Source organism: Wolbachia endosymbiont (group B) of Melanostoma mellinum (genome assembly GCF_947251465.1).
Classification (GTDB): Bacteria; Pseudomonadota; Alphaproteobacteria; order Rickettsiales; family Anaplasmataceae; genus Wolbachia.
Genome location: NZ_OX366366.1, coordinates 373937 through 390487 on the forward strand (window position 1 = coordinate 373937; position 16551 = coordinate 390487).

Below are 16551 nucleotides of genomic sequence, written 5' to 3' on the forward strand. Positions count from 1 at the left end.
TGACATTATGGAATACAGCTTTTTGATCGAAAATGTTGTCTTATCTGCAATGAATTTTGCTGGATAGCTACACCCATTTAGTTGTCTTTTCTCGTCTACCTTATTTTATCACTCTGCTGAACAGATACCTTTACTTTTTATGATTTCATTGGCAAGAATACGGCTTTCAAAATCGATACTTGTTATGTCGGATAGTGAGTTAATATCAGAGTACTTGTCAAAGTTTTCTATTGTTGATTTTACTACCTCTACTACTTCTAAAAAGCCGATTCGTGACTTCAAAAATTCGTTAACAGCTATCTCATTTGCAGCGTTCAAAACAATACTATTTGTATGTGGAGAAGAAGAATTTAACACTTCCATGCTTAGCTTTAGTGAAGAAAAACATTTGTGGTCTGGTTCTTGAAAGGTCAATTTTCCTTGCTTTGTTAAATCTAATTTATGATTTAAAGTTGATCTTTCTGGCCAAGACAAAGCATATGCAATGGGAATTTCCATATCAGTTTCTGCAAGCACAGCAAAGCTGAATCCATCGTGATAAACGACAATTCCATGTACTATCGATTCAGGGTGCACTACTGCTTCAATTCTATTTGGACTAATATTAAACAAATGATGTGCTTCTATTATTTCTAGTGCTTTATTCATCATTGTTGCACTATCAACTGAGATTTTCTTTCCCATTTTCCAAGTAGGGTGACTTAGTGCCTGATTTACTGTGATATTTCTTAATTGTTCAAGGCTATAATTTAAAAATGGTCCACCAGAGGCAGTGAGTATAATCTTTTCTACACATTTATCATCATTTTGCAAAACTTGAAAAATTGCGTTGTGTTCAGAGTCGATGGGAATTATTTGTACGCTCCTTTCTTTAGCTTTTTCAAGCAGTAACTTGCCACCACAAACAATGCTTTCTTTATTTGCTAGGGCAATAACTTTAGTACCACTTTCTATAACCTTTATAACTGGCTCAAGGCCTGCGATGCCAACTATTGCAATAACTGAGAGATCAACAGGTAGAGAAGCAACATTTGCTAGACCTGGAGCACCAACTTCTACTTTGACGTTTGTACCAAGTAGATCTTCTTTTAAATCTTTGTAGAACCTTTCATCAGAAATGGCAGCATATTTTGCATTAAGTAGATTTGCCTGTTGTGCTAGCAGAGCAAAGTTAGAATTGGCACTTAGTGCTTCCACCTGATATTCTTCCTTTCTCTTTAAGAGCAAATCTACAGTCTTTTTTCCAATGCTTCCTGTTGATCCTAAAACTGAAACTTTTTTCACTAATTACAATAAAATCTTCTTAGTTATTTAGTAACCAAGCTCATGATCATCACCAACAGATGGTGAAGGACCAGGTGAAAAAGATTGGCCATGATGATCACCTGCATCATGCATATCATGCAAACCATCGGCACTTTGAGCTATTTCATTGTTAGAGTGGGGATAATCATCCGGATGATGCCCCTCATCACCGTAGTCCATACCCATTCCTTCTGATGGCATATCTTCTCCACCACCACCTGAAAAATATTCAGCAAGACTTTCAAGAAATTTTATGCCAAACATATTACCTGATTTCCCAAATAACGTTACTAGACTGCTACCACTGACCAAACCTTCAAACACATTATTATAAGCAGCAATTGCTCCTTCATGAAAGTTGAACATCCACTTCATTCCATCCACAATTGTTGCAACAGAGTCACTATGACCAAGACCGAAACCACTTTTCTCACTAGCGGCTTCCTGGTGTTGCTGCTGTGCCTGCCATTCTGCAATATTTGGACCTTGTGCTTCACTCATAAACTTTTATTCTAAGCCTTAAGCTATTATTTTACCAAAAACACTGTAAAATATCAATTGTTTAAGAGAGGTTATCATAAAAATAGCTAACACTAAGCTATTTTTATGATTCTGATTACTCTATACCAAAACATCGATGATGTGCTGCGGTAACAAAGTGATGACTTGAGGTTTAAGATAGCTTCTATTTCTTCTTAGAAGACTGCTCCTCTCTCTTTCCTTTTTATTTTATTATCTTAATACTAACTTACTCATAAATTATTGACAAGTACTAATAATTTAATCATCATTAATATAATATTAATAATGAGGAAGAAAAATGCTTACTAATAATAATAACACACCATCATCAGCTCCGCCACCACCCCCACCTCCACCACCTGCAGATTGGAGAAAAAATTGGAAGCCAGCAAAAAATAACGATAAAAATGAAAACACTCTTGGTAGTACTCCATCAAAAACCAGCAATAGCACTCAATTAAAAAAAGTTCAATCTAAGAGTTCTGTTCAACAATCACCTTTCAATTTTGAAGAGAGTTTAGTATTTAAGAAAATACAAGAAAAAAATAATGTGGATAGCGAAACTGCAGATGAAGGAAGCAAGAATAGTATTCATGTTAAGAATCCAGAAACCAGAAATAGCGCTCAGTCAAAAGAAGAAGATAATGCGAGTGACAAAACTAAAAATGACAGAAGCAATACTAAACAGGTTGTGCCGAAAAAACCTATGACTGGACAACATAATGGTGTACAGTCTGATAGTGAAAATCAAAAGTCATCTGTAGCAGAACAAAAAAAGGCAACTGCCTTAAAATATTCAATTGCTATTTTGTTATTGTGTACATCCGGTCCTGTAGCTGGAGTATGCACGTATTTCATCATTTCAGCGGTATTAAGTAGTGCTGCAGTGCCAGTGTCTTCTGCAGTTATTGCTTTTGTTTCTGCATCGGTTATGTTGAGCTTAGCTGCATATCTTATCAATTCACACCTTTCTGCAATAAACAACGAGAAAGGAGTTGATCCTGGTAGAAAACAATCACAAGATTTACAGAAAGCAAAAGGACTTGAACACAGCAATACTCATACATCATCACTTTCAGTAACGCTTGGAACATCCAGTGCACCAACATCACCTACTCTAAAGAATAATGCTAATAATAAATCCATACCCTCAGGAGGTGGCAAGCAACAAGAAAATGGAGATTTGATGGCTGATTTGCACAAAAAGTTCAAAAGCCGAAGGAAAGGAATTGTTGGAAAGGACAACGTACAACAGCAAAACAACGAAGTATGTCAAAATCAATCACAATATTTACAGAAAGCAAAAGAACTTGGACATAGTAATACTCCTACATCATCACTTCCAGTAATGTCTGGAACACCCAGTGCACCACCACCTCCGCCACCACCTTTGATGCCTGTAAAACCAAACACAGAGCCAAGGGTAACAAGAAAAAGTAGCCTTAGTGATACTAATCAAAAAGATGTGCAGCAAAAACAATCTGGTACTCCAGTAGATGCTCGAAGCAATCTACTTGCAGGGATTAAAAAAGGTGTTATTTTGAAACCAGTTCCAAAGGATGGTTTAAAAATACCTCAAAAACAAGAGGAGGAAAGTGTTGCTGAAAAGCGAGAGAACGGCGTACAAACGCTAAATCAAAATCAATCACAAAATAGTGGTTTACAGGAGGCAAAAAAGCTTGAACATAGCAATAGTGATACTACTACAGGTCCAATAAGGAAAGTTGAAAGTCAAAAAACTGACAAAGAGCCAAGCAATAGCGAGAGTATGCAACAAGGAGATTATATGAATGATCGTTTGAAAAGAACAGTTCTAGGACGAAGAAAGAAAATGTATTGTCAATATGAACAGCTAGATTCCTTAGACGCACAAGATGATTCTCTTGATAGTTTTGAAGGATTACCTACAGAACCAAAGAAAACGTTCAATAAAGATCAAGAGAACCACGTACAACGGCTAGATGTAGCAACAGTATTCTCCAAAAATGTAAGTACACTTTCACTACTAAATAGCCCTAGTAATAGTTTATTGAGCAATAGTGGTAATGTATCTGATGATGAAGATTGGGAAACACAACCACATTCTATACCTTACATCAACCTTGATAAGACAAGACAAGAGATGAGACAGGAGAAAAAGGAGAAAGGTGCTTCTCCTTCTGCAACAAAAGGAAGTGGTGCAGACCAAGTGAGTAATGAGGTGCAAGACCCATCTACTCTTCCTTTGAACGAGCGCAGGGAAATATTTGCTGCAAAAGTGTGAAGTGGCTGATTTCAAAGTTGTATGCAGAAAACAAAGGCTATGAGCTCAAAGTAGGCACAACACACTTTAAATAAGTTTACCTACAGGTCTGATTGTATTAAGATTACTTAGTACAATCAGATTTATCAAATGCGTTTATCTCAATATTACCTGCCAACTTTAAAAGAAACCCCTGCTGGTGCTGAAATTATTTCTCATCAATATTTATTACGTGCAGGCTTAATCAAACAGACAGCATCTGGAATTTATTCTTGGCTGCCGCTTGGTCTTTTGGTACTTAAAAATATTGAAAATATTATCAGAGATGAAATTGGTGCTATTGAAGTGTTGATGCCTTGTGTGCAGCCAGCAAGTCTTTGGCGAGAGTCAGGACGTTACGATGATTACGGCAAAGAAATGCTACGTATTAAAGATAGGCATGAAAGCGATATGCTTTTTGGTCCAACACATGAGGAGGTGGTAACTGATTTGATTAGAAATACGGTCAAAAGTTACAAAGATTTACCACTTTGTTTATATCAAATTCAGTGGAAGTTTCGTGACGAAGTAAGACCTCGTTATGGCGTTATGAGAGGCAGGGAATTTCTGATGAAGGATGCATACAGTTTTGATGTAGATTACGAAGGTGCACTGAATTCATATAATTTGATGTATAAAACTTACATAAAAATCTTCAAACGAATGGGACTTACTCCAATTGGAGTGAGGGCAGATACAGGACCAATTGGAGGAAATTTAAGTCATGAATTTCATATATTGGCAAACACCGGTGAGAGCACTCTATATTATGACAATAAACTTTTTGAATTACTAGAAAGCGAAGATATTGAAAGCCTGAAGAGCATATATGCAGTTGCAGACGATATGCATGATCCTGAAAGTTGTCCTATACCGCAAGAACAGTTAAATGTTAGCAAGGGTATTGAAATAGGGCATATTTTTTATTTTGGTGATAAATATTCGAAACCTATGAAGGCAAGTGTTACTTCTCAAGATGGAAAAAATGTTAACATGCATATGGGTTCGTATGGTATTGGAGTTTCAAGGCTTGTTGGCGCAATAATAGAAGCTTTCCATGATGATAAAGGAATTATCTGGCCAGAGGCAGTAGCTCCTTTTAAAGTTGGTTTGATCAATTTACAAACAAAAGTAACGGAGGCTGCAGATAAAATATACAAAGCTTTGAAAAGCGATAAAGTGCTTTATGATGATACGGACGAAAGTGTAGGAGTGAAATTTGCCAGAATGGATCTGATAGGCTTGCCGTGGCAAATAATTATTGGAAAGAAAGCAGTAACTTCAAATATAGTTGAAGTAAAAAATAGGGCAACTGGAGAGGTAGAGGAAATACAAGTTGAAGAAGCAATAAATCGTTTTAGCGCAAAATGATATACGGTATTGGCACTGACATAGTATATATACCCAGAATATTGAGAATATCACAAAAATACGGGGAAAAATTTCTCAATAAAGTCTATACTAAGAAGGAGATAGAGATAAGCAAAAAATATAATAGCCAAGAAGTAAGAGCAAAATATTTTGCTAAACGCTTTGCTGCAAAGGAAGCTTTTGTTAAAGCGCTAGGCACTGGATTCAGCCAAGGAATTATAATGAAAGATATAGAAATATACAGTAATATTAGGGGAAAACCACATCTTGCTATCACAAAGGATTTCATCTCGAAAGACTACAAGATACACCTTTCTCTAAGTGATGATCAAGATTATGCTACTGCGTTTGTTGTAATTTGCGTTGAGTAGATATTGTTTAGTACATACGATTTCAAAAATTTTTTTGAAATTATACTTTGACCTACACAGATCGACCTTTCTGTGAATCCTGGTTTCTGCTTTCTTCAACTTGTTTTGCAAAAGACGTCTCTTGTGTATTCATATGTTGAAGTGGTTTAGCAATTTCGCGCACAACAGCAGCAACTGCAGTTAAAAACGCCTTGAACAATCCACCTAAAACTCCACCAACTGCTTCTCTACCGTACATACGAGCTTGCTTTTCATTGTCATCAGCAGTTTCCCCTGCCCTCCTTCGTGGATCCATTCTATGAGCAATAACTGAAAACAACACCCCCCTAATTGAAGACTTCACTCGTGCTTTTGCCTTCTGAACATCCCCATCACTTGCTACTTCATGTTTTTCCCTACTATTCATTAGCTCCTTTTGTTGTTGAAAACTTAAGATCTCTTCCATCAGTTGTTTCTTTCTCTTTTCCAGAACTCTTTTCTTGGATTCTGATTTATCGCGAGTGTGCTTTGTGGTTTCAAGTTCTACATCAATATCCTCAGATGCTGCTTGGCTATATAAGGTTTCTATGAGCCTATCTATACTTCGCTTTACTTGCATAGTCCTTTCGTAACTATCTAAATTATCAACTCCTTCATCAATTTGACTTAAAATATCCTCGAAAGGTTTTAAATACTCTTTGCACTGCTCTTCAAGCTGATTTTCATTCTTCAAATTCCTTTCTCTTCTGTCATCGCTATTCTCTTCAACATTATCATCACCTTCTTCGAAAAGATCCTCATCGTTCATAATTTTTTTTAATTTATTCCTACTTATTATTATTGTATATGAAAAAATTAAATTAACACTAATGAAAAGTGTTCACAACTTCAGCACTGGCTAAAACTACAGTGAAGCTGTCAAAAGTGGCAGGATCATAATATCTCTCATACAATTCAACCGAACACCTGAGTTTTATCTTCTCCTTAGCATTAAAACTAATCTCATAATCATTATTAGAGTTTAACATTGCAGAATTACGCAATAATTCATCAGCCAATACTGAATTTAAAATGCCATTAATTTTTATTGTAATCTTTCTACTTCCAGCACAATCAAGCACTTTTCTCCAGCCAAAAGAGGAAATATCTTTCATCTCCTCTTTGTTATTACGCAAAGTAAACCTTAAGTTTCGTATATTATTCAGCACAACAAAATTATTGTCATGACCTTTAATTTTCAGCTGTAATTTGCTCATCGCTACCTCCTTGTATTAAAATATCAAAATTAATTGTTGAATGTAAAACTTCATCATGCTGATTCATAGCACAATTACTTTCAAAAATGGTCTCACTACTAATGCTCTTTACCACCAAGCTAACATGCTTTATAGCAGCAAGCATGCTGCTTATATGATAAGTATATATGTCGCATGAAAATCTTACTTTTGTAGCAAAATTAGATAGCATATGCAGGTTAACATAATTTACTATGCACAATCTCAGATAAGGAATAGTAACCTGCTTAGGCAGGTAATCATAGATGTTAGTAACATATTTCTTTAAATCAGAGTTTGCTTTTAATGCTGCATAAATACTATTATACAACTCATTTATAATTTGAATTTTTTCCATCTCACAGATACGGCTAAGAACATTGCAATTTGTAGATAATTTACGTAATAAATGGTCAGTGCTTACTGTACGAACATTGTGATCAATTTCCACTAAGAAGGTGTTATTCCAATAGTTCTTTTGGTGTCATCCCAGTACTGGGATCCAGGAATTTTATTAAGTTGGTAAGCATAAAAGTAGCCGTTTTATTTTAAAATACAACGTTTTGATGATCATGAAAAAACTGGATCCCAGTACTGGGATGACATCGAAGGGGCTACTCGGATGACACCATCTGTTGTATCTGCTATTGAATGACAAACAGGAACTACAAAACAACCTTTGGTTCGCGAAATGGAGAATACACCTTCTTCACTTCAGATAAATGGCTACTTACTTCTGATTCACGATTTTTATAGAGAGCAGAAACATGCTGTATAATACCTAGCTTTATTTGCTCAGGAACACTATCATAACCAGCTTCGTATACAACATCAGCCCTTATTATGTTCAAATAATTGAAAAATTCAATATAGCTTCCTATATCACTAAAATAATAACTAAGTTTTCTATTCTTATCAGTAGCCAATATTATTTTATTCACAGGACCATAGCTTAAATAGATTCTACGAGGTATATAACCTTCATATGAAACTTGCCACGTTTGCTTTACTAGAGACTTTTCCATATGCCACTGAGCATAATCAGTTGCCATAAAAATAAAACTTGAAATCAACTTATCATCTTGATCATTTTCAATTCGTAAAAAAGATTTAACCTCTCCTAAAGTTACTGGAAAAGATTTAGGCTTAGACTTACGTTGTATATTTATAATTGGATACTTTAGTCTTGTTGACATAACAACCCTCCTTTTCTATATATAGCTAAAATAAGTAAGACTTATCCATAAAAAATCTTACTTATTTTAGTTATCACTTAATATTAAATTGCAGCAGCAACTCTATCGTACAAGTATATTGAGAAGAGAACGTATTAACGCTGTTTCTCCTTTTTTATTGATCAAGTTTACTAAGCCAGATTTTAGTAGATTGACATTCTGAGAATGAATGTTATTGAAAGTGGAGTTTATTTCTTTAGCAAGTAGACTGCGAAATTTCTGCACACTTTCATATGCGATATTTTCAAGTTCATGTGCAAACTTATCTTGAGCTACAGCTGATATGTCTTCAACTTTCTCATTGAACTCTTCTAGCTTTCTTTCCTTACCTTTAAAATTTTTCGTAAAAGTTTTCATATTAATTGGCCTCAACTATTCTTATAATTATAATGACAATAAAAAGACTACCGAAGTAAAAAATTCGTACTATGAAACTGCAAACAAAATCAGCACACCAAACCGGTTCACTTTATAGCGTAAATTCAAGTATGTCATTCAAGTAGCCCTTTTTTGTCATCCCAGTACTGGGATCCAAGTTGCTCACAAGCAAACTAGCATAGAAAGGTGGTACAACGTTTTCGATGAGATTGCAGAAAGGCTGGATTCCAGCATCAAGTGCTGGAATGACATCTCTATAAGACTCCTAACTAATCCAAAATATTATTACTAATTGCAAAAAAGGCAAAAGAACCCACACGTAGTGAGTTTTAATAATTTAAGTTGGCGCTGTAATAATGTGCTAACAAGCGCGATTTGGCTGAATGTAGAAAAAATAAAAAAGACATGCAGCCACTATAATTTCGCCAATAAGTACCTTAAGTTTTTTACTGAGTTTTTGTCTGCAGGTCAAAAACAAGTTTTGAGTCATAAACACCCTTAATGTCATGATAAGGAAAGCTCGCAACATTTGTCAAGTAGTTTTCTTATCTTTTACAGGCATAATTTACATGCTACAATCAAATTTTCATAACTGGTGAACAAAAATGCAAAGAGATAAAATTAAAGTAGAAATAAAAAAGTTATCACATGGCGAAAGCCTGCCTCTTCCCTGTTATGCAACTATGCAGAGTGCTGGCATGGATCTTTATGCTGCATTGGACGACTCTGTTATTTTAAATCCACTTGAAAGGTTACTTATTCCAACTGGCATTGTAATTGCAATACCAAACGGTTTTGAAGGGCAAGTTCGCCCACGTTCTGGGCTTGCTGCAAAACATGGAATCACTGTCTTAAATTCTCCGGGCACTATAGACTCCGATTATCGAGGTGAAGTTAAAGTTTGCCTAATCAATCTAAGTAATCAGCCATATGAAATAAAAAGAGGAGATAGAATTGCACAAATCCTTATTTCTCCTGTATCTCAGGTAATTTGGGATGACAGAGAAGAATTCTGCACAGAAGAAACCGGTCGCAATGCAGGGGGCTTTGGCTCAAGTGGCAGGTAGTTTTTTATATGTAAGTTGACTGTATTGATTTTTTGACATATAATATTAATATATTATTAACTTATTTTAAGAGGAAATTATGTCAATTTTTAAAAACCACCGTCACAAAACAAACATTGCACTTGTAGCGCTTACTTCTCTGTATGTTATAGGCCACAGCAGTAGCACTTTAAACACCGTATTGGGTGTCTTCAACTTCGATTTTAGCGCCAATTGCAGTTTTTGCAGCTACACCACTTGGAATAAGTGTTTTAGCATTTGTTGCTGTTGCACTGGTTAGTTTAGCAATATATTCCATCATCAAAAACAATAAAATATCTGAGCCTAAAACTCCGAACATTGTTATTATAAGTAAGGAAAGAGATCTATTTGTGAAAGTAAAAGATGAAGATTTTGAGTATATCAAAAAACACAACCAAAATAAGAAGCAAAATGGCAGTATTATCACCGATGAGTATCGTATAGATTTTAGCTTAGAAAGTAACAGTTACTACATTACTGCTACAAGTAAGGAAATGGATAAAAATGATGAATTATTAAAGATAAATTCATTAGGAAGAAAAAATGATAAAGGTAAGTATGAATTAATACATGAAGAAAAGTCAAAAACGTTAGGTTTTAGCACTGAAGAAAATGATGATAAAGAACTAATCATTACACTTGTGCCAAGCTCAATTGTTAAAGCACCAGAAGCTGAACAAGGGAACAACGGAAGAAATAAATAATTAAGCGAAATAAAAATGGTAGACTAAGTCTACCGTTTTTTTAATGTCAGTTACTCAAATTCACTATGGGAATTGCCTTAACTTTTATATAGTTGTGAGAAGCTGCTAAGGATTTTTATTTAATTTAACTGCATCTTTTGCCTTATCCAATAACCCATTAATAAAACCAATTTCGCTTGGTTTATCAAGTAAATCAGATGCAATATTAGTATACTCATTGATAACAACTCGAACTGGTGTATCGCAATTAATCAACTCACATATTGCAACACGCAAAATAGATAAGCTTATAAGATTTAACCGTGAAAGGGACCAGCTTGGGTGTAAGTAAGACTCTATTATTTTATCATATTCTTCACTGCTTTTTATAACCTTATATAACAAGTTTTCTAAGAACTGATGTTCAAATTCTTCACATTCAAATATATCTTTCAACTTACTTATGTAGTCCTTAAGCTCACAATTTTCCAATTTAAAAGTGCTTTTGTTGTAACTTACAAAAATATTTGAATAAGCAATTTGTACAGCAAGAAATCTTGCCGTACTTCTTTTTATGCGCCACTTTTTATCTACTGGTTTTTCCTCCATTATTTTAATTTATTGTGTAGATCTATCATATGCAAAACAGTTGAGGCTGCATGGCCACCAACGTTCTTTTTATTTTTGTCAGCTCTAATTAGTGCTTTATCTTTACTGTCAGCGGTAATTACGCCCATACCAAGGGGTATTGCATAATGCATAATAACTTCATTTAAGCCTTCGATTACTCCTTTACAAACGTATTTATAATGATCAGTTTCACCGCGAATCACGCACCCAAGAGCTAAATAACCGTCATAATTAGCATTCTTGCTTTTTACTGCAAAGAGAATTGTAGCTGGTATCTCAAATGCACCGGGAACCTCAATTACATCGTAACTTGCGCTGCTGCCTTTTAATTTATCGGTTGCACCTTCAAGCAAAAGGTTTGCTACTTCAGTATAGTAAATTGAATTAACTATTAGTATTTTCGACATTCATTCCTACTTTTCTTGTTAAAAGCAACTTTATTAATGATTGTTGAACCAGAGTTATAATATTACTAAATATCCAATATATTACCAGGCCGGCAGGAAAAGAAGAAAAAATAAAGACAGAAATGTAAGGTAAAAACTTCATAACATTTACTTGAATATCATCTTTACTGGTTTGATCTTTCTCACTTAGCTTCTGCTGAATTATCATGGTAGCGCCGAAAATTATAGGTAAAATGCCTATAGAAATAGGAAAGTTATAATTAAACAACCCAAATAATGTAAAAATGTTTGTTGGATCAGAAGCTGAAAGATCCTTAATCCATAAATAAAAAGGGGCGTGTCTCATCTCTATAGTAACAAATAATACTTTATACAGAGCAAAAAATACTGGTATTTGTATGAGCATAGGGAAAATGCTCGACATTGGATTTACATTGTTTCTCTTGAACAACGCAATTGTCTCTTTGTGCTGCTTTAAGCTGTCATTTTTGTACAACTCTTTTATACGAGTTAATTCAGGCTGCAGGCTTTTCACCTTGAACATCGAAATATATGATCTATTAGATAAGGGAAGCATCAAAAGTTTGATTACTAAAGTTAGCAATAATATTGCTAAGCCAAAATTTTTCAAAACAAAGTTAAAATATTCAAGCAGTAAAAACACTGGCTTGGTTATAAAATAAAGTACACCAAAATCTACAGCCTTATCAAATAAAGGTATATTAAGAGTGTCTTTATAAGAATCAAGTAAATTCAACTTCTTTGCCCCAGCAAAAAAGTAGTTCAGAGTAGAAACACTTGCACCAGGGAGTATGTGTTTGTAAGGTTTAACAAAATCTACTTGAAACTTATCAATGTTATTAACATTCGTATGCTTAATACTTACATTTATTTGATCAGATTTTTCAGGTATGATAGCTGTAAACCAATATTTATCAGCAAAACCAAACCAACTTTTTTCACTTGTGCTGGCCTTTATTAAACGTTTCTTGGAAATATCCTTATATGTCCACTCCTCTAGTTTATTGTTAAATGCACCTAGTACTCCTTCATGTGATATCCAATAGGATTCGTTAATATTATCACGTTTACGATTGATTTTACCATAGGGAACCAAAACTACATTATCTTTTGTATTGTTTTCAATAATTTGCTCAACTTTAAACATGTAGTTATCGTCAAGGCTAATTTTCATTCTAAATAAAATGCCATTTTCATTATCCCAAAATAAATTGACCTCTTTTTGATTGAGTTTATCTGCTTGCCATACTGTTTTAGAATCTGGAACTTTAATCTTTTCATTCGGATCGAGCCACCCAAATTCTGCGAAATATACATCTTTTGATTCTGCAGGTGACAGTAACACCACTTGTGGAGAAGAAGAACTCGGTTCTAAGTGGTAGTTAGTTAAGATTAAGTCATCAAACCTTGCACCTTTCAGAGAAATTGATCCTTCAAGCATGTTATTGGTTAAATTAACTCTCTGTTCTCTAGTAGAATTAATAATTTCAGAACGATTTTGGTATATCATAGGAGCAAGGTCGTTAGAAGATTCGATATGTTCAATATTTTCAATCGATGATTGGCTTTGGCTCGTGTTAAGAAAATTATCATAAATAATATGCCATAATACTATAATCAATATAGAAAGAATTGTTGCTAAAATTAAATTTTTTGCTTCTGACATGAAATTAAATCGAACATACCTCCTTAAAGTATATATTAAATATTGTACTAAAACAATAAAATTTACTTATTTTTAATAATAGCTTTTAACGCTAATCTTAAAAATTTACTCTTATGGCTTCAAATTTTAATAATATGAATGCAGCAAAAAATCTAGTTATTTGGCTACTGATAATAGTCATTACTGCAATGTTTATTGATTCACAAGGGGATAAACTAAGCAATAGGTTTCTGAGCACTTTTCTACCGTACAAAGGAAGGGTTCAAAATGGCGGAAGTATCGAATTTACAAAGTCATACGATGGACACTTTTATATTCAAGCTCAAGTCAATGATCGTAATATAACGTTTTTGCTTGATACCGGAGCAACTGATATTGTTCTATCGCAAAAAGATGCGTTACATGCTGGTATTAACTTACAAAACATTCAAGACTTTAAAATATATGAAACTGCAAAAGGTCAAATAAAAGCTGGAGTGGTTCAAATACCTCAAGTTAAAATAGGAAATTTTTTAATTAATGATGTGCACGCTAGTGTTAATACTCACTCTATGTCCCATTCATTACTTGGTATGAGCTTTTTGAGATATTTTCATTTCACTATTAGGGATAACAAGCTAATATTATATCGTAGTTAAAAGTTCTATACTCTACTTATCAACGCTCTGCAGGTCAATATAGGAGCAGAGATAAATATTGCGGAACAGGTGCCGATTGCAATGCCAAAAGAAATGATTAAGCAGAAGTCTCTGACCACACCTGTACAAATCAGCACTAAAGGAAGAGCGGCAAGAAGAGTAGTACCTGAAGTTAACATAGTGCGAAATAGCGTCGAATTAATGCTGGCATCAACTACTTCACCTATTTTTGCATTTTTTCCACTTTTTTGATACTCTCGAATCCGATCATATATAACCACTGAGTTATTGATTGAGTAGCCAATTACGGTAAGGAGAGCTGCAACTGATGAAATATTAAACTCAATACTCGTTAAACTGATAAAGCCAAGAGTTAAAATCACATCATGGATCAGTGCCATTATTCCACCAAGTCCACACTGCCAGTTAAATCTAAGCCAAACATAAAAAAATATTCCAATAATTGCAATTAACATGGCTGATATCCCTTCAAATATCTGCGTTGAGCCTATTTGTGGACCAACATAATCTATTTTGCGATAAGTTACTAAATTACCTAATTTGCTCTCTAATATACTTTTAACCTTTTTAATTTTATCTTCATCTCCCTCATCTTTAAACCGCACAACTAAGTTATCACCAGCTTTTGAACTCTGTATCGTAAATCCACTCTCTTTTAATATACCTAGAATAGCATCATCCTTGCTTGAAGATTTTATCTCTATCAAAATTCCACCTGTAAAGTCTATACCCAAATTCATTCCTCGCAGCATAAAAGTAAGCATTGAAAAAATGATAAGAATAACGCTAACAAGTGCTGTCAAATTTCTATATTTACTAAATTTTATATCAAGATTATCTGGAATAAGTCTAATTGCCATATTTCCTACTTAAATTGTGATTTTATATACTTTTTAAGCAATCGACTAGCTATTTTCTCTTAGCTTATACTAATAATGATCTTTGATTTACTTAATCTACTTGAAAAAGATATTTGATCAAAAAAATGAAAACAGCCTGGTTGTCATTAATAAAGTGCTACTTAAACATCTTTTTTAATCGATTGATTTCATCAGCAAATTTTGGGTCAGTTCTTATGAAATTTTCCACTTGTTTGACTGCGTGTATAACAGTAGCATGATCTCTACCACCAAAATTTCTTCCAATATCTGGTAAACTTTTTTGCGTAAACTTCTTTGCGAAATACATAGCTATTTGTCTCGGCCTCGCAAGACTGCGGAGCCTTCTATTAGATTGCATATCTGCAATCTTTATATTGAAAAATTCAGCTATTTTTTTCTGTATTTCTTCTATTGTGATTGACCTATGATTTGACCTAAGAAGATCAATTAGGGTCTCACTAGCTGATTCTACTGTCATGCTTCTTCCAATTAAAGAGGTATGAGCAACCTTATTTAATGCTCCTTCTAGTTCTCTTATATTGGATTTTATATTCCTTGCCAAAAATTCTAGGACATCCTTGGGAACATACATATTCATTCGTTCCACTTTCGCCTGCAATATACCAAGTCTTAATTCAAAAGTTGTTTCATTAATATCTGCAACTAATCCCCAACCAAGTCGTGATTTTATTCTTTCTTCTACTCCATCAAGATCACTAGGAGACCTATCAGCTGATATAACCAATTGTTTATTTTGGTCTATCAATGCATTGAAAGTGTGAAAAAATTCTTCTTGTGTACTATCTTTACCACTGATAAATTGCACATCATCTACCATCAATACATCTACTGATCTAAATTGCTCTTTAAATAACATAATATCTTTGCTCCGCAGCGCCGTAATATATTGATACATAAATTTCTCTGCTGATAAATATACCACTTTTCTTTTTGCTGACGGAGAATTGACTATGTCCCAAGCTATAGCATGCATTAAATGTGTTTTACCAAGTCCCACTCCACCATATAGAAATAAAGGGTTGCTTCCTGATATTGGATCTATAGATTCCGCTACACGCTTTGCCGCTGTAAATGCTAACTCATTTGACTTTCCTACCACAAAATTATCAAAAGTGAATCTGGTATCTAGTGGTGAACCAAGATTATGATTATTTTCCTCTCTATTTTTTAGTATCGTATTAGAATTTGAATTTCTTTCTTCAATTAATTGAATATCAATAGAACATACACTTTGATCTTCGCTTTGCCATAATGACAATATTTTTTCCATGTAGTGAACTGTAATCCACTCCTTTATAAATCTTGTTGGTACAGACAACAAAACTTCTCCATTTCTGTTGCTGATAAATCTTAGTGAACTCAGCCAGCTGTTATATGTTGCTTCTCCATAGAGATTATGGAGATAATTTTGGATTTTTTCCCAAGTAACATTGTGGTCCGTTACTGTAATAATCTGATCAAAAAACATAGTAGAAACCTTAGGGTTAGTTAAGTCCATATACCACACCAAGAAAGAACAATAATCAGAAAGATGCAAGATAATCAATAGCTTACTGTAAGATAAAAAGCTAACACTACTTAATACATATCTAAAATTATGAGGATTTTTTGACGAGTTGTAAAGAGTATAAAAGCACTAAAATTGATCATTTTTTTGAAATAAAAACAATCAATTTGTAAATGTCGCTTGTACCGAGGATTAGAAGTATGTTATTAAAAAATAGTAATATATTATGTATAAATAAGATATTAAATTTACTGATAAATAAGTAAAGTACT

Annotated in this window: 18 protein-coding genes; 6 read left to right on the plus strand and 12 right to left on the minus strand. The window is 33.9% G+C overall.

What is annotated here, in order from left to right:
• Nucleotides 1–108: 108 nt before the first annotated feature.
• Together dxr and OPR42_RS01625 are read right to left on the minus strand one after the other, a co-directional pair.
• Nucleotides 109–1284, minus strand: coding sequence for a 1-deoxy-D-xylulose-5-phosphate reductoisomerase (gene dxr, locus OPR42_RS01620; protein WP_265041612.1), 1176 nt, complete (start codon nt 1282–1284; stop codon nt 109–111).
• Nucleotides 1285–1311: 27 nt separating this feature from the next.
• Nucleotides 1312–1806 carry a hypothetical protein gene (locus OPR42_RS01625; protein ID WP_010406678.1) on the minus strand — a complete coding sequence of 165 codons (495 nt, stop codon included), beginning with the start codon at nt 1804–1806 and terminating at the stop codon, nt 1312–1314.
• A gap of 319 nt (nt 1807–2125) precedes the next feature.
• Between OPR42_RS01625 and OPR42_RS01630 the strand changes: the two genes are divergently transcribed.
• The 3 genes from OPR42_RS01630 to OPR42_RS01640 all read left to right on the plus strand — a co-directional run bounded on the left by OPR42_RS01630 (nt 2126) and on the right by OPR42_RS01640 (nt 5850).
• The gene (locus OPR42_RS01630; RefSeq protein WP_265041613.1) at nt 2126–4090 is read left to right on the plus strand and encodes a WH2 domain-containing protein; all 1965 of its coding nucleotides are present in this window, start codon (nt 2126–2128) and stop codon (nt 4088–4090) included.
• Nucleotides 4091–4219: 129 nt separating this feature from the next.
• Nucleotides 4220–5479 (plus strand): proline--tRNA ligase, encoded by a 1260-nt coding sequence (gene proS, locus OPR42_RS01635; RefSeq protein ID WP_265041615.1) that lies wholly within the window; start codon nt 4220–4222, stop codon nt 5477–5479.
• Nucleotides 5476–5850: a holo-[acyl-carrier-protein] synthase gene (locus OPR42_RS01640; protein ID WP_007302804.1), complete on the plus strand. Its 375-nt coding sequence runs from the start codon at nt 5476–5478 to the stop codon at nt 5848–5850. Before proS ends, OPR42_RS01640 begins: the two co-directional genes overlap by 4 nt.
• A gap of 52 nt (nt 5851–5902) precedes the next feature.
• On the opposite strand, the gene OPR42_RS01645 is transcribed toward OPR42_RS01640, so the two are convergent.
• From OPR42_RS01645 to OPR42_RS01665, 5 genes are all read right to left on the minus strand, one after another.
• Nucleotides 5903–6637: a hypothetical protein gene (locus tag OPR42_RS01645; protein ID WP_214303365.1), complete on the minus strand. Its 735-nt coding sequence runs from the start codon at nt 6635–6637 to the stop codon at nt 5903–5905.
• A gap of 58 nt (nt 6638–6695) precedes the next feature.
• Nucleotides 6696–7085 carry a phage tail tube protein gene (locus OPR42_RS01650; RefSeq protein ID WP_007302803.1) on the minus strand — a complete coding sequence of 130 codons (390 nt, stop codon included), beginning with the start codon at nt 7083–7085 and terminating at the stop codon, nt 6696–6698.
• Complete coding sequence (locus OPR42_RS01655) at nt 7060–7461, minus strand: DUF3168 domain-containing protein (RefSeq protein ID WP_264730806.1); 402 nt, start codon at nt 7459–7461, stop codon at nt 7060–7062. The genes OPR42_RS01650 and OPR42_RS01655 overlap by 26 nt, the downstream gene beginning before the upstream one ends.
• A 307-nt stretch (nt 7462–7768) precedes the next feature.
• The gene (locus tag OPR42_RS01660; RefSeq protein ID WP_007302801.1) at nt 7769–8299 is read right to left on the minus strand and encodes a head-tail connector protein; all 531 of its coding nucleotides are present in this window, start codon (nt 8297–8299) and stop codon (nt 7769–7771) included.
• Between the two features lie 102 nt (nt 8300–8401).
• Nucleotides 8402–8695: a hypothetical protein gene (locus OPR42_RS01665; RefSeq protein WP_063631247.1), complete on the minus strand. Its 294-nt coding sequence runs from the start codon at nt 8693–8695 to the stop codon at nt 8402–8404.
• 626 nt (nt 8696–9321) lie between these two features.
• On the opposite strand from OPR42_RS01665, the gene dut reads away from it, so the two are divergent.
• Complete coding sequence (gene dut / locus OPR42_RS01670; protein ID WP_265041617.1) at nt 9322–9783, plus strand: dUTP diphosphatase; 462 nt, start codon at nt 9322–9324, stop codon at nt 9781–9783.
• 185 nt (nt 9784–9968) lie between these two features.
• A complete protein-coding gene (locus OPR42_RS01675; protein ID WP_265041619.1) occupies nt 9969–10508 on the plus strand; it encodes a hypothetical protein in 540 nt (179 codons plus the stop codon).
• A 105-nt stretch (nt 10509–10613) separates the two neighbouring features.
• Here OPR42_RS01675 and nusB read toward each other — a convergent pair whose 3' ends face one another.
• The 3 genes from nusB to yidC are packed head-to-tail and all read right to left on the minus strand — an operon-like array spanning nt 10614 to nt 13211.
• Nucleotides 10614–11096 carry a transcription antitermination factor NusB gene (gene nusB, locus OPR42_RS01680; RefSeq protein ID WP_265041621.1) on the minus strand — a complete coding sequence of 161 codons (483 nt, stop codon included), beginning with the start codon at nt 11094–11096 and terminating at the stop codon, nt 10614–10616.
• Complete coding sequence (locus OPR42_RS01685; protein WP_265041623.1) at nt 11096–11524, minus strand: 6,7-dimethyl-8-ribityllumazine synthase; 429 nt, start codon at nt 11522–11524, stop codon at nt 11096–11098. Before OPR42_RS01685 ends, nusB begins: the two co-directional genes overlap by 1 nt.
• Complete coding sequence (gene yidC / locus OPR42_RS01690; protein WP_264682719.1) at nt 11502–13211, minus strand: membrane protein insertase YidC; 1710 nt, start codon at nt 13209–13211, stop codon at nt 11502–11504. Before yidC ends, OPR42_RS01685 begins: the two co-directional genes overlap by 23 nt.
• 113 nt (nt 13212–13324) lie before the next feature.
• Between yidC and OPR42_RS01695 the strand changes: the two genes are divergently transcribed.
• Entirely contained in the window at nt 13325–13849 is a 525-nt protein-coding gene (locus OPR42_RS01695) for a TIGR02281 family clan AA aspartic protease (RefSeq protein ID WP_010401102.1), read from the plus strand.
• A 5-nt stretch (nt 13850–13854) separates the two neighbouring features.
• Here the strand turns inward: OPR42_RS01695 and secF are convergent, their stop codons facing one another.
• Nucleotides 13855–14730 carry a protein translocase subunit SecF gene (gene secF / locus OPR42_RS01700; RefSeq protein WP_010401100.1) on the minus strand — a complete coding sequence of 292 codons (876 nt, stop codon included), beginning with the start codon at nt 14728–14730 and terminating at the stop codon, nt 13855–13857.
• 157 nt (nt 14731–14887) lie between these two features.
• Nucleotides 14888–16270, minus strand: coding sequence for a chromosomal replication initiator protein DnaA (dnaA, locus tag OPR42_RS01705; protein ID WP_265041624.1), 1383 nt, complete (start codon nt 16268–16270; stop codon nt 14888–14890).
• Nucleotides 16271–16551 lie beyond the last annotated feature (281 nt).

Excerpts from the sequence above, each read along its gene's own strand:
- OPR42_RS01625 (WP_010406678.1), bottom strand. The coding sequence starts at position 1,806 with ATGAGTGAAGCACAAGGTCCAAATATTGCAGAATGGCAGGCACAGCAG.
- OPR42_RS01630 (WP_265041613.1), top strand. The coding sequence starts at position 2,126 with ATGCTTACTAATAATAATAACACACCATCATCAGCTCCGCCACCACCC.
- proS (WP_265041615.1), top strand. The coding sequence starts at position 4,220 with ATGCGTTTATCTCAATATTACCTGCCAACTTTAAAAGAAACCCCTGCT.
- OPR42_RS01640 (WP_007302804.1), top strand. The coding sequence starts at position 5,476 with ATGATATACGGTATTGGCACTGACATAGTATATATACCCAGAATATTG.
- OPR42_RS01645 (WP_214303365.1), bottom strand. The coding sequence starts at position 6,637 with ATGAACGATGAGGATCTTTTCGAAGAAGGTGATGATAATGTTGAAGAG.
- OPR42_RS01650 (WP_007302803.1), bottom strand. The coding sequence starts at position 7,085 with ATGAGCAAATTACAGCTGAAAATTAAAGGTCATGACAATAATTTTGTT.
- OPR42_RS01655 (WP_264730806.1), bottom strand. The coding sequence starts at position 7,461 with ATGGAAAAAATTCAAATTATAAATGAGTTGTATAATAGTATTTATGCA.
- OPR42_RS01660 (WP_007302801.1), bottom strand. The coding sequence starts at position 8,299 with ATGTCAACAAGACTAAAGTATCCAATTATAAATATACAACGTAAGTCT.
- OPR42_RS01665 (WP_063631247.1), bottom strand. The coding sequence starts at position 8,695 with ATGAAAACTTTTACGAAAAATTTTAAAGGTAAGGAAAGAAAGCTAGAA.
- dut (WP_265041617.1), top strand. The coding sequence starts at position 9,322 with ATGCAAAGAGATAAAATTAAAGTAGAAATAAAAAAGTTATCACATGGC.
- nusB (WP_265041621.1), bottom strand. The coding sequence starts at position 11,096 with ATGGAGGAAAAACCAGTAGATAAAAAGTGGCGCATAAAAAGAAGTACG.
- OPR42_RS01685 (WP_265041623.1), bottom strand. The coding sequence starts at position 11,524 with ATGTCGAAAATACTAATAGTTAATTCAATTTACTATACTGAAGTAGCA.
- yidC (WP_264682719.1), bottom strand. The coding sequence starts at position 13,211 with ATGTCAGAAGCAAAAAATTTAATTTTAGCAACAATTCTTTCTATATTG.
- OPR42_RS01695 (WP_010401102.1), top strand. The coding sequence starts at position 13,325 with ATGGCTTCAAATTTTAATAATATGAATGCAGCAAAAAATCTAGTTATT.
- secF (WP_010401100.1), bottom strand. The coding sequence starts at position 14,730 with ATGGCAATTAGACTTATTCCAGATAATCTTGATATAAAATTTAGTAAA.
- dnaA (WP_265041624.1), bottom strand. The coding sequence starts at position 16,270 with ATGGACTTAACTAACCCTAAGGTTTCTACTATGTTTTTTGATCAGATT.